At 61.1% G+C, this 24592-nt stretch carries 20 protein-coding genes and 3 pseudogenes; 11 read left to right on the top strand and 12 right to left on the bottom strand.

Translation table 11 applies throughout. From position 1 onward, the window contains the following. The first annotated feature begins 426 nt into the window (after positions 1-426). On the top strand, positions 427-996 hold the full coding sequence (locus HNQ08_RS21840) for a dienelactone hydrolase family protein (protein ID WP_184136837.1): 570 nt from the start codon (positions 427-429) through the stop codon (positions 994-996). On the opposite strand, the gene HNQ08_RS21835 is transcribed toward HNQ08_RS21840, so the two are convergent. The 5 genes from HNQ08_RS21835 to HNQ08_RS21815 form a co-directional block, all read right to left on the bottom strand. Further along, the gene (locus HNQ08_RS21835; RefSeq protein ID WP_184136835.1) at positions 988-1275 is read right to left on the bottom strand and encodes a hypothetical protein; all 288 of its coding nucleotides are present in this window, start codon (positions 1273-1275) and stop codon (positions 988-990) included. The genes HNQ08_RS21840 and HNQ08_RS21835 overlap by 9 nt on opposite strands. A 248-nt stretch (positions 1276-1523) precedes the next feature. Next, positions 1524-2168, bottom strand: a complete 645-nt coding sequence (locus HNQ08_RS21830) for a hypothetical protein (RefSeq protein ID WP_184136833.1) — start codon at positions 2166-2168, stop codon at positions 1524-1526. A 306-nt stretch (positions 2169-2474) separates the two neighbouring features. Next, positions 2475-2909 carry a response regulator gene (locus HNQ08_RS21825; RefSeq protein WP_184136831.1) on the bottom strand — a complete coding sequence of 145 codons (435 nt, stop codon included), beginning with the start codon at positions 2907-2909 and terminating at the stop codon, positions 2475-2477. Between the two features lie 1116 nt (positions 2910-4025). Beyond that, positions 4026-5306 (bottom strand): MFS transporter, encoded by a 1281-nt coding sequence (locus HNQ08_RS21820; RefSeq protein ID WP_184136829.1) that lies wholly within the window; start codon positions 5304-5306, stop codon positions 4026-4028. Next, on the bottom strand, positions 5303-5746 hold the full coding sequence (locus tag HNQ08_RS21815) for a DinB family protein (protein ID WP_184136827.1): 444 nt from the start codon (positions 5744-5746) through the stop codon (positions 5303-5305). The genes HNQ08_RS21820 and HNQ08_RS21815 overlap by 4 nt, the downstream gene beginning before the upstream one ends. Positions 5747-5853: 107 nt before the next feature. Between HNQ08_RS21815 and HNQ08_RS21810 the strand changes: the two genes are divergently transcribed. The 3 genes and pseudogenes from HNQ08_RS21810 (at position 5854) to HNQ08_RS21800 (ending at position 8471) form a co-directional block, all read left to right on the top strand. Further along, positions 5854-6468 carry a CGNR zinc finger domain-containing protein gene (locus HNQ08_RS21810; protein WP_184136825.1) on the top strand — a complete coding sequence of 205 codons (615 nt, stop codon included), beginning with the start codon at positions 5854-5856 and terminating at the stop codon, positions 6466-6468. A gap of 119 nt (positions 6469-6587) precedes the next feature. After that, positions 6588-7724, top strand: coding sequence for a GGDEF domain-containing protein (locus HNQ08_RS21805; protein ID WP_184136823.1), 1137 nt, complete (start codon positions 6588-6590; stop codon positions 7722-7724). A gap of 6 nt (positions 7725-7730) precedes the next feature. After that, a pseudogene (locus tag HNQ08_RS21800) lies at positions 7731-8471 on the top strand (IS6 family transposase). Here the strand turns inward: HNQ08_RS21800 and HNQ08_RS21795 are convergent. The 4 genes and pseudogenes from HNQ08_RS21795 to HNQ08_RS21780 form a co-directional block, all read right to left on the bottom strand. Beyond that, a complete protein-coding gene (locus tag HNQ08_RS21795; protein ID WP_184136821.1) occupies positions 8393-11407 on the bottom strand; it encodes a PAS domain S-box protein in 3015 nt (1004 codons plus the stop codon). The pseudogene HNQ08_RS21800 and the gene HNQ08_RS21795 sit on opposite strands and share 79 nt — an antisense overlap. 256 nt (positions 11408-11663) lie before the next feature. Next, a pseudogene (locus tag HNQ08_RS21790) lies at positions 11664-12373 on the bottom strand (IS6 family transposase). Positions 12374-12688: 315 nt separating this feature from the next. Next, on the bottom strand, positions 12689-13495 hold the full coding sequence (locus HNQ08_RS21785; protein WP_184136819.1) for an alpha/beta fold hydrolase: 807 nt from the start codon (positions 13493-13495) through the stop codon (positions 12689-12691). Between the two features lie 20 nt (positions 13496-13515). Beyond that, positions 13516-13674, bottom strand: a complete 159-nt coding sequence (locus HNQ08_RS21780; RefSeq protein WP_184136817.1) for a hypothetical protein — start codon at positions 13672-13674, stop codon at positions 13516-13518. Between the two features lie 111 nt (positions 13675-13785). Between HNQ08_RS21780 and HNQ08_RS21775 the strand changes: the two genes are divergently transcribed. Beyond that, entirely contained in the window at positions 13786-14076 is a 291-nt protein-coding gene (locus tag HNQ08_RS21775) for a DUF1330 domain-containing protein (RefSeq protein WP_184136815.1), read from the top strand. Positions 14077-14320: 244 nt separating this feature from the next. Here HNQ08_RS21775 and HNQ08_RS21765 read toward each other — a convergent pair. Further along, a pseudogene (locus HNQ08_RS21765) lies at positions 14321-14977 on the bottom strand (IS6 family transposase); the annotation flags it as partial. A gap of 457 nt (positions 14978-15434) precedes the next feature. On the opposite strand from HNQ08_RS21765, the gene HNQ08_RS21760 reads away from it, so the two are divergent. Further along, complete coding sequence (locus tag HNQ08_RS21760; protein ID WP_184136811.1) at positions 15435-17528, top strand: tetratricopeptide repeat protein; 2094 nt, start codon at positions 15435-15437, stop codon at positions 17526-17528. A gap of 143 nt (positions 17529-17671) precedes the next feature. Further along, on the top strand, positions 17672-18421 hold the full coding sequence (locus HNQ08_RS21755; protein WP_184136809.1) for a hypothetical protein: 750 nt from the start codon (positions 17672-17674) through the stop codon (positions 18419-18421). 216 nt (positions 18422-18637) lie between these two features. Here HNQ08_RS21755 and HNQ08_RS21750 read toward each other — a convergent pair whose 3' ends face one another. Then, a complete protein-coding gene (locus tag HNQ08_RS21750; RefSeq protein WP_229790166.1) occupies positions 18638-19288 on the bottom strand; it encodes an MSMEG_1061 family FMN-dependent PPOX-type flavoprotein in 651 nt (216 codons plus the stop codon). A gap of 298 nt (positions 19289-19586) precedes the next feature. On the opposite strand from HNQ08_RS21750, the gene HNQ08_RS21745 reads away from it, so the two are divergent. Genes HNQ08_RS21745 through HNQ08_RS21735 form a run of 3 tightly spaced genes read left to right on the top strand, consistent with a single transcriptional unit; the run spans position 19587 to position 22976 of the window. Next, entirely contained in the window at positions 19587-21119 is a 1533-nt protein-coding gene (locus HNQ08_RS21745; protein WP_184136805.1) for an ABC transporter substrate-binding protein, read from the top strand. A 26-nt stretch (positions 21120-21145) separates the two neighbouring features. Then, the gene (locus HNQ08_RS21740) at positions 21146-22099 is read left to right on the top strand and encodes an ABC transporter permease (protein WP_268240029.1); all 954 of its coding nucleotides are present in this window, start codon (positions 21146-21148) and stop codon (positions 22097-22099) included. Then, positions 22092-22976, top strand: coding sequence for an ABC transporter permease (locus tag HNQ08_RS21735; RefSeq protein ID WP_221284360.1), 885 nt, complete (start codon positions 22092-22094; stop codon positions 22974-22976). The genes HNQ08_RS21740 and HNQ08_RS21735 overlap by 8 nt, the downstream gene beginning before the upstream one ends. On the opposite strand, the gene HNQ08_RS27610 is transcribed toward HNQ08_RS21735, so the two are convergent. Further along, positions 22973-23146, bottom strand: coding sequence for a hypothetical protein (locus HNQ08_RS27610; protein ID WP_229790178.1), 174 nt, complete (start codon positions 23144-23146; stop codon positions 22973-22975). The two genes, HNQ08_RS21735 and HNQ08_RS27610, sit on opposite strands and share 4 nt — an antisense overlap. Between HNQ08_RS27610 and HNQ08_RS21730 the strand changes: the two genes are divergently transcribed. Next, positions 23138-24364, top strand: coding sequence for a M14 family zinc carboxypeptidase (locus tag HNQ08_RS21730; protein WP_229790176.1), 1227 nt, complete (start codon positions 23138-23140; stop codon positions 24362-24364). The two genes, HNQ08_RS27610 and HNQ08_RS21730, sit on opposite strands and share 9 nt — an antisense overlap. Positions 24365-24592 lie beyond the last annotated feature (228 nt).

Here is a 24592-nt window from a genome sequence, read left to right as displayed (position 1 = left end):
TCAAGAAATCCCTGCGCCCGTCGCCGCGGCTCTGAATGGATATGTCAGCGCCACGCCTTGGCTCAGATTGGCCATGGAGAAGAGGCAACTTCCGAATCTATTGAAGATCACGGACAAGCGTGTTACGCCAAGCGCCGCTCTGAAATCTTGAGCGCGTCTGCTGCCACCAACGCGCCTAGGCTACCCAGTCGGCCCGTGCCGACCAGAGCTCGCCGCCCGACTGATGTCGAACGTTCACTGGGCTGACGGCCAGGGCCAGAACGGCCCACCACCCGAGCTCAACGGCACTGGCGCCGGCACCATCAACGTCGCACCCCATTCAGGGCTATGGCAGGCGATGCATGGAGAACGCCGAGATCTTGCCCTGGATGGGCTTGTGCTGGATGCGACGTCCCTTGTCGGGTACCGAGCTTATGATCCGACCGTATGAGTGAAATTCTGTTGTTCCATCACGCCCAAGGGCTGACACCCGGGCTTCTCGCTTTCGCAGATGACCTGCGCCAGGCTGGGCACATCGTCCATACCCCTGATCTCTACTATGGGCAAACCTTTGACACGCTGGACGCCGGGATTGCTTACGCCAAGCAACTCGGCTTCAGTGATATCGCAGAACGTGGTGTCAGGGCCGCCGATGACCTTCCCAACGATCTTGTCTATGCAGGATTTTCACTTGGTGTTTCGCCAGCACAGCAATTGGCGCAGACCCGACCAGGAGCGAGAGGTGCGCTGTTCTTTCACGCCTGCTTTCCCGTTGCCGAGTTTGGAACGTCGTGGCCTGAAGACGTCCCTGTTCAAGTCCACGCTATGGAAGGGGACCCTTTCTTTGAAGAGGATGCCGCAGCCGCCAGAGCCTTGATGGACAAGGCACCGCAAGGACAACTCTTTCTCTATTCCGGTGGTCAGCACCTCTTTGCTGATCGTAGTCTGGGGTCATACGACCCTACAGCAACCTCAGTACTCCAACAGCGTGTCCTTGATTTCCTTCGCTCAACCTGAAGTTAGGCCTGGTCTCTGCTCGGGGACCTGATCCCGGTACTTCTCCATGTTCTCCAGCCCCACTTCGATCTCCTGAATGACGGGCGTGAGACTGGCGATGCCTGCCGTGAGATCATCGCGCAGGGTTTGCTCGCCGAGAACGAAGAGCTGTTCGTATTCGGCCGCGTCCGGGAGATGTGGGAACACCGGGTGAGCGAGGGCCTGCGCGCAAAGCGCTTCGAAATGTTGGACGAGCCCCTTGATGTCTTCGGCCAGTTGTCCAATGGTCTTCTCTTCCACAGCGGAACTCTACCCACCAGGAAGTGGCCAGGTCATGACCCAGCCCGGCGCCTGGGGCCCGTCCCCGTCGTGGGGTTGCGGGCCAATCCTCCGCCAAAACGAAGCCCCCACCCCGGCCCTTGCGGGTGGGGGCTTTTTGATCTGGTCCTGTACCCTGGCCACCCACCAGGCGCTGATCTCCTGCGGTGGCTTCGCCGTGTCGAAGCGGTGAACCTCCTCCACCCGTCCAACGTTCACTTGGTTTGGGGTCAGTCACATGAACGGTGAGCGCTCCCACCCGCACGCTGGATCAAGAAGCGTTCGAAGTCCTCCGGCGTCCGCACGTGGTGGTGCAGCACGGCCTCGTACACATCCATGCCGCCCACTTCCTCCGGGTACTCCGGCCGCTCGCACCACTCCCCCTTGATCCACAGCACCGCCAAACGCTGCGTCTCACTCAGGGCACGCGCCAAATGCTCGGCCTGTGCCCGATGCGGCCGAAGGGCTGCCGAGCACCACACCGTCACGTCGATCTTCCACACTCGACCGTTCACCGCGGCGTACCGCAGCACGAAGTAATGCCGCTCATCGCTGGGTTTTCCGGAAGGACTCCGTTCTCCTGTTTCATCGCGGTACAGCACTTCTCGGATGCCCCGTGTGGCCATCACCGGGGCCATGGCCGTCATGATGTGTTGGGCGCTGGGGTGGTCGGCGCGAACCATGACGTCCACGTCCGGCCAGACCATCAAGCCGGACACGGAACTGCCGATCTGCTCGAAGGTGCCGAGCTCTCCAAGTCGCTCGGGCAGCTTCAGTTCGCGCACGACGCGCTCCGCTTCGCCTTGCAGAGCTGCTTGACGGGTCAGCAGGGTCGCGGCGGCGTGGTCGTCCAGCACGCGGGAGTGAGCGGGCATGACGTCAGTGTATGGGGGGCGCGCTTGCCGGACAACAAGCAAACCCCATAGGACAGCGAACTCGTGCTCCGCACTCCAGGACCCAGCAGTCGCGGGCCGGCTCTCCCAGCCACCAGCGGCCCCCTGCCCGGAATGCATCGCCCTCTCACATCACCCGGCAGGAGCAACCGCGCCAGGACAGGGCACCTGGTCTTCTCTTTCATTGAGGTCCACGCTGCACCGTTCCTGTACCGCTCGCATGCTCCCCCTGATAAAGACCTGTTTGACGCTACAGAGATCATCCATCGAACAGGCGTCCATACGCTCTCAACTCCTCCCGTCGGAGCCGACATCCCGCACGGTGCGGCTGGTCTGCCAGTACTGCAGCACTTTCTCCAGCTGCTTCACGAAGGCGTCAAAATTTACCGACTTGACCAGATATGAACTGGCATGCAGGGAGTACGCCCGCTCCACATCCTGCTGAGCATTGGACGTCGTCAGCATCACCACCGGGATCCGGGCGAGGCGTCCGTCCTGCTTCATGGCCTGGAGCAGCTGGAACCCGTTCATCCCGGGCATGTTGAGATCGACCAGCACCACATCTGGCACGAAGTGGCGCTGCTGCAGAAGATCCAGCGCAGCGCGGCCACTGTCGACGCAGGTCAACGTGCACGTGGGGCAGACGTGTTCGAAGGCTTCCTGGGCCAGCAGGCGGTCTTCTGGACTGTCGTCCACCAGCAGGTAACGTCGAGGCACCCTCATGGAGCTGATTGTGGATCGGCGAGCTTCAGCGGCATTTGAAGGCCAATAACGGTGTGCCAGTCAATCCTTCACGCGCTCTGATGACTTCACCTCTCCGGCGCTGGCGAGTCGCTCGCCTGGAGACATCGAGCAGGGCAGCGAAATGAGGGACTCTTGAAGCGATCGAGCGGCCCTACTCCTGGTGCTTTTGCGCGGATCGGGACCTTTTGACTGTGCTCCTGGGAGAATGAGCATCCCGCTGTTGGGGCTGGCACATGAAAGGCTATTCACGTCAGTCAGGGAAGACCGCACAAAGCGGAGGCCTTCCCTTAGGTCATTGTCACCACCTAACCACTGGGAAGGCGCAGGTTGGAGGGGCCATTCGTTCAGCGGTGGCAAAGCACCCGGGCATCCCCTATGGAGGCCGCTCACACTGACAGACGGGATGAGTCCAGTGTCCCAGAAGGGTGGCGCCCACCTTCGAAAAAACGGACGCGCGAGCGGGCGGTCATTCGGCGCCCAGACTGGTCCGAGTCCGGTCACCCGCACCTATGGGGCACCTTTTCGGTGTCCCTCTTTTCATGATGGATGCAGTCGAGGGGTGTCACCCAACTTCCCGCGCTTCGGCTTCGACCTAGGGACAGGCATTCTCGTGCTCGTGAGCGCAACTGACCTGTCATGATGCCCCGCAACATGCAGAGTGAGGCCCACACCAAGCGCCAACGCAGCTGCATCGCCTTCTGGAAGACCTGGAGCCGACCGCTGCCCTGACCTGCCCTCCTCCGAACCGTCAGCTGAACGCCTGATCAATGGGGAGACCGCAAAAGGAGGACGACAAGATTCAAGAACATGGCACCGCCAAGCAGGAATCACCCTCTGGCACAGCGTTTCCCGCTTTCCTTCAGTCCGTCCCCAGTTCCAGCCGTTTGACCGCCTGCGGAGAGATACCGCCCACAGCCTCCAGCGATAGTTGCGGATACACCCCCAGACTTTTCTCGGGGCGAATAAGCTGGGCTACAACTTCAGATTTCGCCTTGTGGTCTGACCTGCTGTCATGCAGGTGCTTTTGCGGGGGGCTACTGGCTCAGCAGCCCCCTATTGACGTGGAACATTTCGTGTTGTGGCCCTTGTGCAAAATTAAGCGAGTCCAGTGTCCGGTTGTTCCTGGATCCGTCCGGGAAGATCCGTCAAATGCCATACGGGCGAGAATCGTACCCAAAGCCAAGCCAGTGACATCAGGCCAGTCCCCACCCACAGCGCCGTCCGCACGCCCAATGCCTCCCCAAGAAAACCGAAGAACAAGGCGCCAAGAGGCAAGACACCGTAGGTCAGGGTGCGGTAACTGGCGGTCATGCGGCCCAGCAGGGACATGGGGGAGAGGGCTTGGCGCAGACTCAGGAAATGGATCGAGGATGCCGAGACGCCCAGCCCCTCCAGAAAATACGCAAGCGTCAGCACCGTCAGGATGGTGGTCGGGCTGCCCTGAGCCCCCGGCACCAGCAGCGGCGCGATGCAGCACAGCGCCGCAGTCCCGGTCAGTGCACGGCCGAAGCCCAGCTTCCGGGCCAGCGGCCCCGCCAGCAGTGAACCGATCAAGGCTCCCAGCCCCGCCGCCCCGAACACCAGTCCGAGTTGATCGGCCCGCAGATGGAGTTCGCGGGTGGCGTACAGGACGAACAGGGTGGACAGCGCTTGAGAGGCGCCGTTGTACGTGGCTGCTTCGGCGGCCATGACGCGCAGCATTGGGTGACCAAAGATCAGACGCACCCCTTCTTTCACCTCTGCTCCGAAGTCCACAGGCGTCTTCGAGAAAACGGGAGGCTCTTCAGAGCGGCGGATGGTGCCGATGCCCAACGCGCTCAGCAGGTAGGACGCTGCGTCCAAGGCAATCGCGAGAGGAGCGCCGAGCCAGCCCGCCAGCACGCCCCCCAGCCCCGGCCCGGCGATCTCGGCCACCGAGGCGCTCGCTTGCAGCTTGCTGTTGCCCTCCAGCAGACCAGCTGGGCCGACAAGACCAGGTAGATAGGACGAGTAGGACACGTGAAACAGGGCGTCCAGCGTTCCCACCAGAAAGGCGATGGGGTATATGAACTCCATGCGGAGCCAGCCTAGAAAGCCTCCTAGAGGGATCAGGGCCAGCAGCGCCGCTCGTCCCAGATTGGCGATCACCATCAGCGGGCGGCGCCGGCGGCGGTCCACCAAGACACCCAATGCCAGGGAGAGCAGCAGGAACGGCAGGAATTGTGCGGCCCCCAGGTAACCCATCTGGACGGAAGTGGCGTGAAGCAGATTCACCGCAGTCAGCGGCAGCGCCAGCGTCGTGATGGCCGAGCCGAACAGCGAGATGGTTTCGCTCCCCCAGAGTTTCAGGAAATCGGTGTCGGCGAGAAGACTGCCCCGCTGCCGCGCGACACTCATGCAGTGGCCTTGAGAATTTGAATGATCGAGCCAGCGTGGTAAGCCAGGTGCGTGAGCTGGTTGAGGACGGTATTCAGTTTTCTGGAGTCCCAGTCCTGAATGGCGACGACGGCCTGCTGGAACGATTCGACTTCTGCCTGCAGTTCCGCTTGAAGGGCCTGCCACTGGGCCCCATTGACGTGGGTGGTGGTGAAGGAGTCATTCTGATCCCCTTCAACGTCTTCTCCTTTGAGCCAGCGCTGTCCCAGGCGCAGCCAGTACAGCACATGACCCACCTGCCCGGCGGCGCTGGAAGTGCCGCCGGGATTCGAACGCGAGGCATGCTCGGCACTGACATCTTGGACATGGAGCAATAATCCCTTGAACCAGTCCTCCTCAAAAACAACGGTATGAAGCTGCTGCGCGAGAGCTGTGGCAACAATCCTTTCCTGTTCTGACATTTGTATCCTCCTGAAATAACCTGTGAAACTATTTATAGAGGTTACGAAAATCAGAGGTCAATAACCCTTGAAGTTCATGAAGGGGGTTAGCGCGCTAGACTCTGGCCATGAAGGCGTCAACAGCACGGTTCTCGTTTGTGGCCGAGCGGGTCTGCCTGGATTTTGCCAATACGGTGGACTGGCACGCCACCGATCACCCCGGTGAGCGCGTGCAGTCGGTGACGGACCTGTTGCACTGGAGCGAGGAAGCAGGCGTGCTGGATCAGGCCTGTCGCCAGATGCTGACTCGACATGCCGACGCCCATCCAGATCAGGGCGAGGCTGTGTTGCGACGTTCACGCGAGCTACGCGAGGTGATCTACCGGATTTTTGATGCCGTCACGCGCGACGTGACGCCTGATCCAGCTGATCTTCAACGCCTGAATGCGGCTAGACTCGAAGCCCTGCAACATCAGACCTTACAACCGGATGGCACAGGCTATGAATGGGGTTGGACCTGTGCGCCGGACGATCTGGGCCGTGTGTGGTGGCCCATTGCTGTCGACGCCGCCACATTGCTGACTTCAGATTTGCTCGCAAAGGTGGGGCAGTGTGCCGATGACCGGGGGTGCGGCTGGCTGTTTCTGGACACCAGCAAAGCGGGCCGCCGCCGCTGGTGCAGCATGCAAGACTGTGGCAACCGCGCCAAGGCCCAGCGGTACCGGGCCAACACCAGTCGCTAGGGTCAGCGTGTATCCCCTCAGGGAGGGGCGTCACCCCTCGCAGAACGCTGACCTGCGGGGGCTATTCATGTCGTGCGCCGTCACGAAGGTGTCCCACCCAGTGCGCTGAACTGGGGATGATGAACGCCCTGGGGATCCTCAACGACTTAGTGGTCAATTTGGCCTTGCTGATTGCCGGCGTCACGTTCATCACCCTGACCTCCCAGGGTCAGGAAACCCGGGAGTCGGCCGTCCGCTTGCTGCTGCGGTACAGCAGCACCGTTTTCCTCGGCCTTTTTCTGATGACGCACAGTGTTGGGCTCGTTCCAGGATTGCTGTTTGATTTCCGAGGCGTCGTGATTGCGCTGGCAGCGCGCCGCTACGGGCTGGTCGCGGGTCTGCTCGTTGCGGTGCCTCTGGCGCTCTATCGCCTTTCCTTGGGGGGGGCTGGTGCCTGGCCTGGGGTGACCAGCCTGCTGCTGGTGGCCCTGCTGGCGAGCGTCGGCACCGGTCTGGCCCGCCGGATTCCCCGCTATCAGGAAGACACCGTCGCTCACCGGGCCTGGACCGCCTTGGTCCTCTTTGGGATCGCCCATATTCCATTCTTCCCGGCTTTCTTCCTGGCCGGAAAACCAGTGGTGCAGACCCTTCCGATCTACCTGACGCTTACCGTCCTCAGTGCGCTGGGCCTGGTAGCGGCGCACCTGGTCAAGCAGAGCCGCCTGCAGTCGCTGGCCCAGACCGAGCAGCTCAAACAGTTGGTGTTCGTCGATAGCCTGACCGGCGCCCTGAACCGTCGCCGCTTCGACGAAGATTTCCGCCGGACCGAGCAGCCCGCCTTCGTCCTGATGCTGGACCTTGACCAGTTCAAGCAGATCAACGACACGTTCGGACATGAGCGGGGGGACAGCGTGCTGCGAGCCCTGGTGCGGACCCTGCAGGAGACGGTGCGGTCCACCGATGGGGTCTACCGCCTGGGCGGCGAAGAGTTTGCGGTGCTGCTTTCGCCCTGTGATGAGATGGCGGTCATGCGGGTCGCCGAGGGCCTGCGCCGCCGCGTCCAGGACCTGGTGGCGGCACGGGCCGGACTTGGCGGAGAACAACAGGTCACGGTCTCTGGTAGACTGGTGCGCCTGGAAGGAGAAAAGCGGGACGTGCTGCGCTCGGCGGACACATTGCTGTATCAAGCCAAGAGCGCTGGGCGCAACCGCATCATGACCAACATCCCCCTCCGGCCTGTTGCAACGGGTTCTGGCACATTAAGCGCGGCAGGCTGAGCCTTCGTGACCCATCACAAACCCTACCGCCATCGGTTTCCCTTGAGCATCATCGGGTACGCTCTCTGGCTCTCTCACCACTGCTCCCTCAGCCAGCGTGATGCCCAAGAATTGCTTCAGGAACGCGGCCCAGCAAGTCAGCCACGAAAAGAAAGCCCCAGTGGAACATCAAAGTTCGCATCCCTCCTCACTGAAGACCTGCGGCATCGGGAGGGGACGCCTCTGTTCCCGGTGGTCTCTGGACGCGGTCCGCATCGAGATTGGGAGCAAAAAATCCTGGTGATGGCGTGCCATCGATGACTCTGGCGCAGTGCTGGGTCTTCTCCTGCAAGATCGGCGGGATAGCCAGGCGGCAAAGACTTTCCTCCACAGGCTCTTCGTCCATTGCAACGTGCCAGACGTGATCCATACGGATCAGCTCTGGAGTTACGGGGCGGCCATCCGAGCCCTTCGTATGGAGCACATCCAGTTGATTTCTCTGCGCGCTGCAATCATCTGATCCAACAATCCCATCGGCCCACCAGGCAGCAGGAGCGGAGCCAGATCGGCTTCAAGAACCCAAGGCGAGTACAGGAATTCCTTGCCCTGCATGCCCGCGTTTCGAACCATCAGCAGCACACCCGCATCACCGTTCCCGCTCACCTCCAAAGATTCAACCACAACCGTGCTCAAGGAGGGCTTTGCTCCGTTGTTCCCGAGATCGGCGCGTCCCGCTGGAGCAGCTGGAAGAAAACCTCGACGACGTGAGGATCAAAGTGGCTGCCAGCGCCGCTACGGATGTGCGCCAAGGCTCTTTCCCCGCTCCAGGCCGGACGGTAGGGCCGGTCACTGGTCAGCGCATCGTACACATCCACCACCGCGAATGCTCTGGCGGTCAGGGGAATCACCTCGCCTTTGAGCCCCAGCGGGTAACCGCTGCCATCCCACTTCTCATGGTGGTACTCCGGAATGTCCAGCGCCGGACGCAGGAACCGAATCGGCGAGAGCAACTCCACCGCGTAGTCGGGGTGTTTTCTCATCTCCGCCCACTCCTCGTCGGTCAGCTTGCCAGGCTTCAGGAGAATCGCGTCCGGAATGCCCATCTTGCCGATGTCATGCAGCAGCGCGCCCCGGCGCACATTCACAAGCTTCTCAGACGGAACGCCCAGCTGCTGACACAAGGCCACGGTCATCTCCGTCACCCGCCTGGAATGGCCCTGGGTTTCCTTGTCACGCAGGTCGAGCGCCCTGGCCCAACCCTCAATGGTCTCGTCGTACGCCAGGCGCAGCTCTAGGTTCTTGCGCTCCAGTTCCGTGAAGAGCTGGACGTTCTCGACCGCGATGGCGGCCTGGCTGGCCAGGGTGCCCAGCATCTCAAGCCAGATTGACGAGAGCGGCAACACCTGGCGCTGCAGCACCTCGATCACGCCCACGACCTTGCCTTTGGTGATCAGCGGCACGGCGTAATACGCGGCGGACGTGAAGCCGTCATGCTGCAGGAGGTTGTGCTCCTCTGGGCTGAACCGCACCGTGCTCAGGTCTGGCACGTGGAGGGGCTGGCCGCTCAGCGCGACCTGGCCGGCCAGCGCGACGCCGACTTTCACGCTGGGTCGCTGGAGGTTGGCGGAGGAGAAGCCCCGCAGTGCGGTGTACTCGAGAGCCAGGGTCTCGGGGTTGAGCAACAGGGCGCTGGCCGCGTCCACACCGAGCTGCTCGCACAGGTTGTCCACCACCAGGCTCAGCGTCAGATGCAAATTGGCACTCGCAGCGATGGACTGATCGATGGCCCGCAGGCCGGTGATCTGGCGCAGTTGTTGATGAAGGCTGTCGTTCAGGGTCTGGATCTCCTGCTCGGCAGCGAGGCGGGCGGTGATGTCCTGGGCGATCTTGGACACACCCACCACCCGGCCAGCCGCATCGAGGATCGGGGAAGCGGTGATGAGCACGGGGACCCGGCGCCCATCTTTGGCGATCCGGACAGACTCGAAGGGTTCGAGTCGCTCACCTTGCCCGGTCCGCCTGAGCATTTCAGCTTCCTGAACGTGGAGTTCTGACGGAACGATCAGGGTGATCGGTTGACCGACTGCTTCGGCCGCCGGGTAGCCGTACAGCTCTTCGGCGCCAACATTCCATGAGCGGATGGTGCTGTCCAGCGTCACACCGATGATGGCGTCATGGCTGGCCTGGACGATGGCCGCCAGAAAGGCCTGATCTTCTTCCGCCATTTTGCGCCCGGTGATGTCGCGAGCCACACAGTAGGTCTGCAGATGGTCGGGAATGACCGTCGCGTTCCACTCCAACCAGACGGTATGCCCGTTCTTATGAAGGTAGCGGCTCTGATATATGGGCGCGCCTTGCTGATCACCCGCGCTCTCCTGCAGCGTGTCTGCCCCCACAGCATGGGGCGCGATTTGGTCATCGGGATGGACGAGTTCCAGCAAGGAGCGGCCAATCAGCTCTTCGGGCGTGTAGCCCAGGACGCGCTGGCACGCTGCATTGATGCTGATCAATTTGGCATCAGGGCCAATGGTCGCGATGATGTCCAGCGACAGGTCCAGCGTGCGTTGCAGCTCGGTGGCGAGCTGACGGTGGCGTTCCTCACTTTCCTCCAGCTGCTGGCGGGCGCGTTTCTCACTGGTGATGTCACGCACCAACGTCAGCAGACACGCCTCCCCATCGATCGTGACTGGGACGACCGACACCACCGTCTGGGCGAGCATTCCGGACTTCAGGCGGAACTGCACCTCGCGGTTGAGGACCTTCCCTTGTTCCCGAAGGATTCGCCCAACGGCTTCAAACTCCAGGGGGTCGTCCCAGAACTTCAGATCGAGCGGGGTCCGCCCGATCATCTCCTCGCGGCTGTATCCGCTGGCGCGCAGAAACTCGGGATTGACGTCGATGTAGTGATGATCGCTGAGTCGGGAGACGACCATGGCCATCGGGGCGGCCTCAAAAACGCTGGCGAAGGGCTCCTCGCTGGAGCGCCGATCCTCCTCTGCTTGGCGCTGCTGCGTTATATCTCGGATGAACACCGAGACACCGTCCTCAGTTGGGTAGGCGGTGGCCTCGACCCACCTGCCGAACGCTTTGAGGTGGCTGACGGCGGTGTGAGAGCGGCGGGTTTCTCTAGCCCGCTGAGTGGCCTGCACCACCGCCGAGTCTTCGCTCTCCGGGAAGGTTGTCAGCAGGTTGTGTCCGGTGAGTTCTTCGGGGCGCTTACCAGCGATGCGGGCTGCCGCGGCGTTCAGGTAGATGTAATTCAGGTCTCGGTCCAACGAGACGAAGCCGTCGGTCATTTGCCCGAGTGTGGACGTCAGCTGCCCATGAAGCTGGTCCTCGTGAAGCCTGGCTTCCTCACGGGCCGTCACGTCGTGCTGGAAGCCCACGAAGTGCGTGACCGTACCAGTCGCATCGCGCAGCGGATTGAGGGTCAACTCGTTGTAGAACAGCGTGCTGTCCTTGCGGTAGTTACGCAGGGTGACGGTTTGGCTGTGCTGCTGCTCAATGGCCTGATGGAGCTCACGAACACCGGGCTGATCGCGGTCGTGACCCTGCAGAAGGCGGCAGTTTCGTCCGAGGAGCTCGGCAGCCGAGTAGCCGCTCAGACGCTCGAAGGCCGGGTTGACATACACGATCGGCTGGTCGTTTTGGAGAGCATCGGTCATCACGGTGCCAACCGCAGAAGATTCGATGACCTGGCGCATGAGCTGAAGATCAGACAAAAGGATGGACAGCTCTGACATCAGGGGCCTCTCTGGATTTGACTGGTGTGCTTGTCGGCGGAGATGCGGTGAAAGAAGAACAGAACCTCGATCTGGCAGACTCGCACAGCGTGGGCCCATCGTTGTCACCATGCAGTTTCCACAAGGCCGCTCTGTCCCATTTGGAGCTCTCTCAATCTGACAGGTTCTGGCAATTGAATCAGCGAAAGATTGAACAGGGTCAGAGACTGTCTGAATCTCAGACGGCCACGTCAACCGCGCTCTGCCATGCTCGGTGAACACGGTTGTGATTCGATCTTCGGAGGTGGGCAGAAACGGTGGTGCGAGTGTGCTGTTGAAGATTTGAAACGCGAGTATGCAGGGCCAGAAATTCCTGCGCTCTCCAAGGGTTTTTGAAGCCGATCTGGCTTCGTTCCTGTGGCCTGGTGTGTCGATGGGACTGGAGGGTCAGCTTGTTGCAACAGGCCCTCGAGACGACCCCAATATGCTCCACCGCGTAGAGCATGGGAGGGACTCGAATGGCCGCTCCGTAACTCCAGAGCTGATCCGTATGGATCACGTCTGGCACGTCGTTCACCAACAGCCGGCCGAGGAAAGTCTTCGCCGCCCCTGTATCGCGCCGAGCTTGTCGGAGGAGACCCAGCACTGCACCAGAATCGTCTCTGGCTCGCCACAGCCAGAATTTTTTGCTTCCGATCTCAACGCAGACTTCGTCTAGGAACCACCGGGAACAGAGGCGCCCCCTCCCGGTGCTGCCGTTCTTCGGCAAGGCGTGGGGCAAACTTGATATTCCACTGGCGCTTTCTTTTCGTGACCAACTTGGAGGCCGCGTTCTTGAAGCAATTCCTGGACATCACGTTGGCTGAGGGAGAAGCGGTGAGACAGCCACAGGGCGGACCCGATAATGCTGAGTGGAAAACGGTGACGGGAGGGCTTGCGGTCAGACACGGACGATCAGCGTATTGCGCTTAACTTGCCAGAACCCATGCACGAGAGGCGCCATCTCAGCGGCAGCGGGAAGCTTCTGCCGGAGTATGCAGTCATCTTAGAGTGCGCCCAGCCATCCTGCCGAAGATGATGATCAGCCAACGATCGATGCGTTACCGCTGATGGCACGGACGCAGGTGGGAAAGTGGCCACGGGCGGCGTGAACGAGAGACGCTCAAAGGTGCAATGCTTTGCGGAGTGCGACGGCCATCCGTCAGAAAGGTACTGCAATCTGCAATGACCCTGGCGCGCCGTTGGATAAATATGGCCTTCGCCTTAGGGAAGCGACATGACGAATTCGGTGACCAGGAAAATGATCCGTTCCGAGTCTTCGCGATGCGGCACATGATGACCATTCTCAAAGATTTCGATGCGCGTCGGGCCACCAGCCAGTGACCGGATCAATTCCGGATGGCGCAGGGAACCGTACTCGTCGTGCGCGCCGTGCATGATCAGGGCCGGGCACACCACCTGTGGGAGGTTGGGGACCAGAGACCACCCAGCGAACGCCGGGTCCAGCCACGTGCCGATCCAGGCGTTCAAAACCCACTGGGTCTTGTCGCCGTGATACTTCGCCAAACGCTCGACCTGCCCCGGCTGAGCGAACTGCTGCTGCGCCACACGGATACCATCCAGCGTCCGGTCCTCAGGAAACACCTGTGCCGCCTCCGTGATGAGCCCCACACAGGCATCTGACCACTGCGCGGCACATTCCACCGCCATCGCGCCCCCCACGCTGTGGCCAAAAGCGATGAAGGTCTCCAGGCCCAGTTGCGCCCGGAGAACGGGCAGGACGCTCGCCGCTTCATCCGCTATGAAATCGAGATTCAGGCGGTCTGTGCGGGCACTCGACCGGCCGAAGCCCAAGCGGTCATAAGCGATGACCTGCCGTCCCGTGGCCTCACAAAGGGCTTCTGGAAAGTTCCGCCACAACCCAACGGACCCCAACGAGTCGTGAAACAGCAGCAGGGGCGCTCTGGTGCGCGGCACCGCCGATTCGTCAATAGGGGTCCAGTGGCGGGCAAACAGGCGGCCCTCGGGATGCTCAACCCAGACATAATGGCTGGTGGTGTTGGAAGTCATGCCCATGTTTCTTGCACACTTCAGGCCATCAGGTAACGGAGCACCCCAGCAGTCATCACGCCAATCACGACGGTAAGCAGCAGGGAGCAGCATGTCGCGGCGAAGAGGGGGACGGCGAGGGCGAGCAGATCCGCCGGGTTGTTCGAGACGAAGTCCGGCGTGATGACGGAGATCAGCACTTCCCGAGCACTGGCAGGGTGACGCAGCGGAGCATATTGACGCTTGCTCGCTTCTCACCCAATGCCTAAAAACGGGCAGCGTAGGCACGTGGAGGGGTTTAGACTGCAAAGATGCCTGCCTATGTGATTGTCAACACACGGGTTTCTGACCCCACTCGCATTCAAAAATACCGTGACCTGGCGGAGCAGTCCATCAAACAGTTTGGCGGCCACTACCTGGTGCGAGGAGGTTTCCTCAGTGTGCTGGAAGGTTCATATCAACCTGAGCGGATGGTGTTGGTGGAGTTCCCTACCCTGGACCGTGCAAAGGCGTGGTATGCCTCTGAAGCATATGCAGAGGCCAAGCAAGCCCGAGAGGGGATTGCTGAGTTTGAGATGGTCCTCGTCGAGGGCCTGTCGTAGCACCCTGCCGTCATTCGCGCGCCGGGACGCTTTCAGGTCAGTGACCTACCAATGCGCATTACCGTGAAGAAATCCCGGGCGATGGACAGACTTAGTCACCGCGAATAGGGGCTGACGTTCCGCACTGTGGTGATCTCTGTGTTGAAATTGGTTGTGGCAAGTTGTTGATTTCAAGGAAGTGGAGAAGCCTCGAGCAGGCAGGCGGCCTGACGTTCAGGTCGCCTGCCTGCTCGACCTGCTGCCACAGCTTGAAAGCGGTTCGTTGGTGACAACGACGGCGGCGAGCGGGAACGGTGCAGCGCGCAAGATGATGCAAATTCGAGAGGCGGGCGTGAAGATCGAGAAAGCCTTGTGCCCGTTTCCGTGAGCGGAAGCCGCTCTGTTGCCGTTCCTGCCGTCGCGTGGGCGATGGGATTGTTCAATCAGATTGTTGCAAGGGTAGTAGAGACCACTTGGACGTGCTCCACCCTGTGGAGCACGGGCAGTTCCCGCAGAGTTGCGCCGTAACTCCACAGCTTGTCCGTGTGCATGACCTCCGGCACCTCGTCTTCCCCCAGCAGTCGGTGGAAGAACGATTTGGCCGCCTTGGTATCACGGTGTTTCTGAGGGAAAACGTCCAACACGCCTCCGTGTTCGTCAACCGCCCGCCACACGCCCCCGACGTCCATATGCCGTAACGTCCAGAAACCACCGGGAACCCCGCCTCTGTTCCCGGTGGCGAAGGCCCTGGGCGAAGAGTTCACCGCACCAACGGCTCGGGGCGTCCCGACGCCAGGTGCGGATGGATTCACGCGTGACGGCGATTCTCCGTTCCAGCAGTTCTTCTACATCTCGGTAACTCAGGGTAAAACGATGGTACAGCTTGGGCGGCGTAGCCGATCACGGCGAGGGGAACCGGCAGCCGGGAAGCTTCTCACCGCTGGACACTGCATCACCCTACCCCAACAACTTGCCACAACCGGTTCGACTGGAGCCTGGCCTGGGTTGGGCGCAGCAGTCGCGACGCCCTTTGGAGCGGGCAGGGCGTCTGGGACCAGACCACGTGCTGGATAATCGGCACCGGAGACGGTAGCGGGAGGGCCTGGCGTCTGTCATGGACGGTCAGCCTGGCCCAATTAAGTCAACACAACCGGGGAGCCACTCTGGCATCTTCCATCTTCATGACGAGCTGCTTGGCACTTGGAACGGTGCGGGCTTCATGTACGACGACCCGCGTGAACGGCGCAGCCTTGATGTATGAGGGCGCAGCCTGTACGGCATGGTTCGGGGTTCTGGCGAATCTCGCGTGCCGTGGCCCTTGAAGAGCTCCAGCGTCGTCTGCCACTCAGCTGCCATCCCCGTGTTGGCACGATAGACGCATGAAGGGAACAGTGATGGCCCAGCTCTCAGCCGCAGTTTGTCTGCTCGCCTCGCCGGCTGCACGGGCCGCCTCTCCCCTGCCCGTGACCCTGAGCGCCTGGAGTGATGCCCGTGCTCTGCCGTCGGAGACCGCCCTCCAGGGGCTCCTGGAACAGGGCCGTGCCCGGAAGTGCGAGGCGGCAGGGATTGACCTCACCAGGCTGCTGCCCGATCAACTGGAGGCGTACCACAGCATGGAACGCCTGCTCTCTACCCTGCCGCCGTCGGACCCCAGCCGCGCCACCTTCGAAAATACTTTTGCCCGGATGCATGAGAGCTATGCGGCGGCCGCTCCGCTCCCACCTCCCAGCGTGCCGGCGACGCTGGCCGAAGCTCTGAAGAACGCGCAGGGCTGGCTTCAGCAACACGAAGCCGCTGGGGTCAAAGCGTTCAGCGCCAGCCCGGAGGCAAAAGACGCTGGGCGCGCTTCCCGGGCCGCACTCGTTGCGTCAATGCTCGGCAAACCGAACGCCGCGCTCGCCGCTCTGCTCGCCGCGCACCAACTCGCGCCGGGCGATCCACAACATCTGGCCAATCTTGGGGGCGTGCTCGTCACCCTGGGCCTCCCGGGTGACGCCCTCACGGTCCTTGACGCGGCAGCGAAGCTCAATCAGAGCCCATCAGGGGCGCTGGGCTGGTCGAGCAGCGCCGTGCTGAACACCAGCCGTGGCCTGGCGCTCACAACCCTGCGGCGCTTCCCGGAGGCCGAGGCCGCCCTGCGCAGTGCGGTGGCTGCCGAACCGATGCTTTCGGAGGCGAACCTGGGGCTCAGCCACGCACTCACCTGTCAGGGGAAATTGAGTGAAGCGGCGCGCTTCGCCCGGGCAGGCCAGCGCCGCACGCCATCCCGGGCGGCCACACCAGCGACTCCCACCCAGACTGCACCGGAAGAGGTTCGGGCCACGACCAGGACCGGCCCCGACGCCCTGACGCGCTTGCCCACCGCGTTTACCTTCGACCTCTCCGGTGGCCGGGAGACAGCGCTGCCCGATCTCAAGCTGCCGCAGACGCCCGCCGACGCGCAGACACTGTTGCCCGGGTACCTCAAGCTTACGGACGACCTGATCGGGCGCATGAAGGCATTGAGGGACCGCGCCGACGAGATCGACCGGCAGCTTCGTGAGCGCACAGGCTTGCCGGTCGTCCGTGCGCGCCGGGACGCCCTGTGGGCGGCCATCCTTTCGGTGGAGGAGGAGCCCGGCCTGAAGGCACTTGTCAGTGCTCAGGCCAAAACCGGAGCTGAGCCCGGCGCGCTGGTCCAGGATTTTTTCTACTGTTCAGGCGGGTGCATCTACGAGCAGATCATCTTGAAGTCCAGATCCCAGGAGGAAGTTCAGGCGCAGTGCGTGCCCGCCCTGGAAGCGCAGAACAACAAGTGGCGCAGCGCGATGCACAACCACGCCAACCAGTTGGGGGCGTATCTCAAAAAAGGGTACCAGCTGAGAACGGCGCTCGCGGCCAATTACAGTGATCCCCTGTGGCATGAGCGTGCCTCGCTCACCGCCGAGATCTTTGCGACCGCCACCTGGTACGGCTATGTCGGCCTCGCACAGGGTTGGGCACAGGCGATCACGCAAAACATACACTGGGAATCATGCGTGAAAGGCAGCGCGAGTGCTGCGCCGCCGGTCACCCCTGAGCTTGCTTTGCCCCGTGCCGATTCGTGCAAAGACCTGTTCGATGACCGCGCCTTCAGTTTTTCGGTCGATGTCCTGAGCTTCAAGATTTCCTGTGACACGATTCAGATGGGTACCGCGTCGCCCGGCTGGATCGGTGCGTTCGGCCAACTCAACCACACCTTCGGCACCGAAGAGTACACGGTGACCGTTGGCGTCCAGCAGGGCGTCAGCGTGCCGGGAACATCAGTGGCCCTCGAGTCCAAACAGGGCGTGTACGTGACGTGGGGTGAGGGCGGCCTGACGGACGCGGGCGTATCGGTCAAGACTGGCGTGAAGGTTGGCATCAAGGGCGGCAGCGACACGAAAGCCACGGGCTCGGACGAGATCGATGCGCTGAGCGGCAAATGGAGCTTTGTGGCCAGCAAGGGCCGCTGAACCGGGTAGCCGGGGGCAAAGACGAGCGAAGCCCCCTGCGCGCTGGCGAGATGCATTCTGCCATCTGCCTGCCATCCTCACGCGTGCAGGATCTGGGGAAGCAGGGGCGCACGAACGTTCGGCGCACCTTCAAAAGGACATGTATGCCTTATCCCTCCGTCCGTTTCCCTCCATACTGCCGCCTGCTCGCCCTGCTCCTCACTCCCTCATCCGTCCTCGCCGCCGGGCTGCCGCACGTTACCTTCGACGCCCGTCCGCTGAGCCTCCAGGCGGTCACCCGCACCGGGCCTGCGGAGACGTATCCGCTCGGCTTCAAGGCGCCGCCTCACGTCGGCGTGGCGCTTGGACCGAAGAACCAGGCGGTTGGCGGCTTCAACGTCTATCCACTGGCCGAGGTTCTGAGACTCAATCCCGATCCGAACGGAGCGGCGCAGCGCGAAATCGCTGCCCTTCGGACGCTTCTCGCGAAGCGGCCTCCCGGGTCAGGCGTCAAGGGCGACCTGCCGTTCTTTCCGCCGAAAGCTGGTGACCAGGTGGTGCGGACAGCCGTCAAGTATCTCCACTTCCAAGGTGGGAGAGGCGTACGGTATCTCGTCGCCTACTCCTTTGAGGTGGCGCCCCTGGTGCGTAGCGAGCTGTTCTACACCTTCGTTGGGCTCACGAACGACGGCAAGCATCTTCTAACGTTTGGCTACGACGTGATGTTGAGCGAAATCCCTCTGGATTACTGGGCGACGCCAGCCCTGCGCCAAGAGCAGGATGCCGTCTTTTCCGACGCCGGCGGCGCCTACCGCAAACACCTCACGCAGATGACGCACGTACTCGCCGGCCTGACAAATGATCCCCGCCTGACGCGGATCGACCAGTTCATCTCTACCATCCGGGTGCAGTGAGTCTGCTTCACCCTCCTCCCCCAGGCCACGTCGGGCGGGTGGCCACAGCGCTTCGCGCTGCGTGAGTCGATGAACAACAGCGCCCAGCCGGGCAGAAGATCTCAGCGCATCTGCCTTCACCCTATCCGTGACTGAAACCCTGGGCAGCTCTCACCATTCGACGCGCGACCGGTCCGCCTAGAGGGGTTCGGAGTCAAGCCATTCAGAGCCGTCAAATTATGGCGTATTCGCGAGCACATGAGCAGCATACATCGCATTGAAATCCGGCCTCTGTTCGTCTGTTAAATGCTGTCGCGGATCCCAGAGTTCTGCCTTGCTAAAAGCACGGGGACAATGCATAAAAGCTTCACGCACCTGAATAATCAACACTGTTCTGGGCAGTTTCCCACCCAATGCGGCTCGGCTGAGGAGCGCAGGCTCCACCGAGATTGAGGCGCGCCCATTCACCCGCACGACCTCATTGACCCCAGGAAGCAGAAAAATCAGTCCCACCTCAGGATTTTGAATGATGTTCCGCAGGCTGTCCAAACGGTTGTTGCCGGGCCGGTCAGCCAGCATCAGCGTCTTGGCCCCGAGAACCTGCACCGCGCCAGCTGGATCTCCACGCGGCGAGCAATCCAGGTGACCTTCCGTATTTGAGGTTGCCAGGAAACACAGCGTGGAGAGCGCCAGGGCGCTCTGGAGCGCCTCATCAAGATGATCCATGACTTTTAAGGTCACTCCGGTGCTGGGTGTGGGATAAAGCTGTTCCAATGCAGTCAGACTGGTGATCACGTACGTATCAGAGCTGTTCGTCATTGTCCTCCTCTTGCCAGTCCATTGCCTTTCTGATGGGTCTGCCATCACTGTCGAGGCAACGAAATTCATCCAGCCCATCCGAAGCAGTTCGGCTTTCAGGGGTTGCGATTGAGCCGCACGACCTGTATTGTAGCCAACAATTCCGTCGATCCAAATTACGATGTAGAGCCTTGAAAGATATGTTCATGAAGCCGCTTCTAGCTTGGAAGTGTCACTTTCGAATTGTCTGACCGTTTACACGGACTTCGCCGCTGATCGAAAGCCCCTCAATTGTATGCGTATTAACGCATAGATATACAAAGGAGTGACCATGGGAACGAGCACGAAGCGGTCTCTGAGCTCAACGCTCGCCTGGACGAGTGTTGCCATGCTTGTTTCACCCTTCGTTGGTGCCCGGGCCAATGCCGATGGTGGTACCCTCCGCATCGCCTTCACCTCCATCCGTCAGCTCGATCCATACAAGACAGGCGGCAACGGCGATGAGGGCAATATCGGCGGCTTGGTGTTCGACTCACTGGTTTATTTAGATGCCAAAGCTACCCCCCAGCCGCTGCTGGCCACCAGCTGGACCACCCCCAACAGCACCACCTGGATTTTCAATCTGCGCCGCGGCGTCAAGTTTCAAGACGACAATCCTGTCTTCGCCAAGGGCAAGGGGCGCGAAGTCACGGCAGAAGATGTCGTGTACTCAATCAACCGCTTCGTGAAGGTCACCAATGCTTTTTCCATCGGCGATATCGCCAGCGCCAAGGCCACCGGCAAATACACGGTGGAACTTAAGACAGCCAAGCCCAATCCCTTCCTCGTCATTGACCCTAACCAACTGGCGCAGGTGGCGATTGTGCCCCGCGAGGCCATCGAGAAACTGGGTGAGGAAGGATTTGCCCGTGCGCCCATCGGATCAGGCCCCTTTAAGGTGCAGGCGTTCACGCCCAATCAGACCATCACCCTGAACCGCAATGAGAACTACTGGCTCAAGCCCAAGCTGAAGCAGGTTCAATTCATCTACCTGCCTGATCCCACAGTGGCGACCCTCGCTGTGCAGAGCAACCGAGTAGACGTGGTGTCCTACCTGCTCAATGTCGACTCGGCTACCCAACTCGCCACCCAGAAAAGTGTCAAGCTGATCACGGGGCCAGGGTCTTACCGGGGTCTGGGCTTCAATGTCAAGACCGCACCGTTCAACGACGTAAACGTGCGCAAGGCCCTGGCAATGGCGATGGACATTGACAGCGCCTACAAGTCGGTGCTGGGCGTTCACGCGGTTCGGGCCTACGGCCAGGTGCCGCCGTGGGTCCCTTTCGGCTATGACGCCAGCCTCAAGAACCTGTGGTCTTATGATCCTGCCGGGGCGGCAGCGCTCCTGACCAAAGCGGGCTACGCCAAGAATGCAGCGGGGCTCTACGCCAAAGGCGGCAAGACCCTGAGCGTCCCCATCAAGACCATTGCCGGATCACAGGTCCGGGTGCTGACCATTCTGGTCACACAACTCAAAGCCTTCGGGATCGACGCCAGCATCCAGCAGCAGGACGTCTCGGTGTGGGCCGATGATCTGGTCAAGGGCAACAACACCGGCCTCTTCTTCGATTTCAGCTTCGCCGGCACCACAGGACTGTCCTCGCTGTTCAATGGGGACAATATTGGAACCACCAACACCCACCAGTACAAGAATGCCAGCGTGGATGCCCTCTTCGCGCAGGCGCTCACCACTGTGAATGCTCAGCAGCGCAGCAGCTTGTGGAAACGCGCGCAGCGCGCGATCTTCCAGGATAAGGTGGGCATCCCCCTCTACTTTGAAAATGGGTACTCAGTGGTCAACACCAAGGTTCAGGACTTCGTGCCAGCTTATGGACCGCTCAAGCTGGTGACGCCCACAAACAATGTCATGTTCAACCCATGAAGTTGAGGATGAGGAAGTTCTGATCCGTGCTGAATTTTATTCTCAAACGCCTGTTGTTGCTGATCCCTGTGCTGGTGGGGATCAGCTTTATTACCTTCGCGCTGCTGGCATTTGCGCCGGGCAGCTACATCAGCCTGGCACTCAGTTCTGGAATCTCCAATCCTGACGCCGTTGAGCGGGTGCGTGGCCAACTGAGGTTGGATGAACCCTGGTTTCTCCGGTTCGTGCATTACCTGTGGGATGTGCTGCATGGCGACCTGGGGCAGTCGATTGTGATCGGACAGCCGGTGGCCGCCCAGATCTGGGCCGCCTTGCCCAATACCCTGCTTCTGGCCATTTCTTCACTGCTCTTCGCAGCAATTGTGTCCTTGATTGCAGGCGGTCTGGCCGGCGCACGGCCCAACACCGTCGCCGATTACCTGGCATCCGCCGTGAGCGTGCTGGGCGTGGCGCTGCCCAGTTTCTGGTTGGGGCTGATGTTGATTTTGCTCTTCAGCCTGAAACTACAGTGGCTGCCTCTGGGTGGCGGCGGTCTCGTCAACTTGAGCGGCGGCCCATGGACCTTTCTGAGTTACCTGATTTTGCCAACCATCGCGCTGGGCAGCGAGCTTACGGCAATTCTCACGCGCCTGACCCGCAACGCGCTGCTCGATACTCTGGGTGAAGATTACGTCCGCACAGCCCGCGCCAAGGGTGTGGCACCGGTACGGGTGGTGTACAAACATGCCCTGCGGAACGCGGCGCTCCCAATCATTACCACGGCGGGTCTGCAATTTGGGGGGCTCTTGGGCGGAGCCGTCATCGTGGAAACCATCTTCTCATGGCCAGGCATGGGCATGCTCACGATTACCGCCATTCAGCAGCGCGACCTCCCGATGATTCAGGGCAGCGTGCTGGTCTTCGCGACTCTGTTTGTGTTGTCGATCCTGGTCACCGATCTGCTCTATTCGCTGGTGGATCCGAGGATTCATTATGAGTAAAGCCTTCAACCTCAACGTCAGTGCAATGCGTACTCGACGTCCGGCCAGCCGGAGCTGGCGCGACTTCACGCACCATCGCCTGAGCGTACTGGGGCTGTTGCTGCTGCTGGCCTTTTACGGGGCGGCCCTGTTCGCTCCCTGGGTGGCCCCAGATGATCCCTATGCCATGAATCTTCAAAGTGCCTTCCTCCTGCCAGGTCAGGGCGGTCACCTGCTCGGCACCGACAACTTCGGGCGAGATCTATTCTCGCGGCTGATCTACGGCTCGCGCATCTCGCTGGTCTCCGGACTGGTGGTGGTGGTCATCGCAGCGGGCCTGGGGAGCCTTCTGGGGCTGGTTGCAGGGTATTTTCGGGGCTGGGTGGATGTGCTGATCATGCGGTTGGTGGAGGTGTTTTTTGCCTTTCCCTTCCTGGTGCTGGTGGTGGCCGTGATCGCTGTCCTCGGAACCAGCATTTTCAATGTGGTGTGGGTTCTGGGCGTCGTGAGCTGGCCAATCTACGCCCGCCTGGTTCGCGCTCAGGTGTTGACGCTGCGGCAGCGGGAATTCGTCGAGGCGGCACGCGCCAGTGGAGCCAGTTCAGGGCGCATCATGTTCCGGTACATCCTGCCCAACAGCCTGACGCCGATCATTGTGGCCGCGACGTTCGGCGTTCCACAGGCCATCCTGGCCCTCGCGGCTCTGGGCTTCCTGGGGCTGGGCGTGCAGCCGCCCACACCGGAGTGGGGCACGATGGTTAACGAAGGCAAGAATTATTTGCTGCAGTCCCCTTCGCTCATTGTGTGGCCGGGGATCTTCATCGCCCTGGTGGTGATGAGCTTCAATTTCGTCGGTGATGGGTTGCGGCAGGCCTTTGACCCTCGAATGGGTCGTTAGCCGTGAATGAGGAGAAGAGCATGTTGGCGACTGACGTGAAAAGCCTGGAGGCGTGGCTGGAGACGGTGCCCGAGTACACCCGGTTTCTGACGGTAGACGAGCTGTATGCCCAGGCGCGAGATGCGGCCCGGCAACACCCGGAACTGGTCCGATACCGCGAGGTGGGTCATTCGAGCGAAGGTGAGGCTATTCCGATGGTAAGCATTGGAACAGGGCCAGTGGCGCTGCTGTTCTATGCCTGTCCGCATCCAAATGAACCGATTGGGGCTATGCTGGTGAGCTATTTGCTCGACCAACTCCTCACCCATGAAGATTTGCGCGGCACCTTCACTTGGCATCTGCTGCCCTGCATCGATCCAGATGGCACCCGCTTGAACGAGGGATGGTTCAATGGTCCGTTTACCATCCGGCACTACGCCGCAGAATTTTACCGTCCCCCTGGTATGGAACAGGTGGAGTGGACTTTCCCCGTTCAGCACAAGCGATTCACCTTTGACGCCCCCATTCCTGAAACCCAGGCGTTAATGGCGGCGCTCAGAGAAGTTCGGCCCACCTTCGTTTACGCGCTTCACAACGCGGGATTTGGTGGGGTGTACTACTACATCAGCCGCGATCTGCCGGAGGTCTACCCAGCATTCCACCACATTCCCGAATCCCTGGGACTGGTGCTGGCGCAGGGTGAGCCAGAGATGCCCTGGGCCGTTGAATTTGCCCCGGCGATTTTCAAAGATTCCTCGGTGGCCGAGGCTTACGACTACTTTGAAACTTTTACGGACGAGGATCCGGCCAGGTTGATCAGTAGTGGTGGGTCCAGCGGTGACTTCCTCAATACATTGGGTGAGCCCAGAGCCCTGGCGCTGGTCACTGAGCTGCCATATTTTCAGGCTTCAGCGGTGGCCGACCATAGCCTGACTCCCCTGAGCCGCCGGGAAGTGCGCCTGACAGGCCTGGCCACAATGGAACGCCTCACGGCGCAGGTGGAGGCGATTTATCAGCCGGTTCGCCCCCTCATGACGTTGGATTCACGCCTCCACCGGGCTTTCCGGCTCTTCCATGAGCACTATCTTCTGACTGCCGATAGCCAGCGTCAGGGGATTCTGAATGACGAGAAAACGCTGAAGCCGGCGACCGTTGCGCAGAAAACGGATGCGCTGTATGTCTCGCAGTTCTATCAACTCCTGATCTACAGCATGCTGGACCGGGCAATCAGACTTCAGCAGGAGCAGGAGGAGATTCCGGCCCTCGAAACCGCGCGTCAACACTTGAAGCCCCTTCTGGAGGCTGGTTTCAAAGAGATTGAGACAAATCTGGAGTATCAGGCTGTCCCGATTCGCCGGGCAGTACAGATGCAGTTGGGGGCGTTCCTGGCTGTGTTGCCCTCTTTATAAACCACCGTGACCTGAACCCTGAGAACCTGTCCACACGAGAATGGAGCCTCTGGGATGATCGCGGAAACCCCCTGGAAGCCAGCAATGCGTGGAAAACGATTCACAAACGACCAGCTTGCTTCCGCTCTCAAACAACCGGACTCTGTGGCCGAAATCTGGCGAAAGAGGAGCATCGCGGCGTTGAGGTACCTGCACTGGAAGAAAAGTTCTGCGGCCTGGGGGTCAGCG

Source organism: Deinococcus humi (assembly GCF_014201875.1).
GTDB lineage: Bacteria > Deinococcota > Deinococci > Deinococcales > Deinococcaceae > Deinococcus > Deinococcus humi.
Note: the sequence above shows the minus strand (reverse complement) of the source record. Positions and strands in the feature narration are given on the sequence as shown.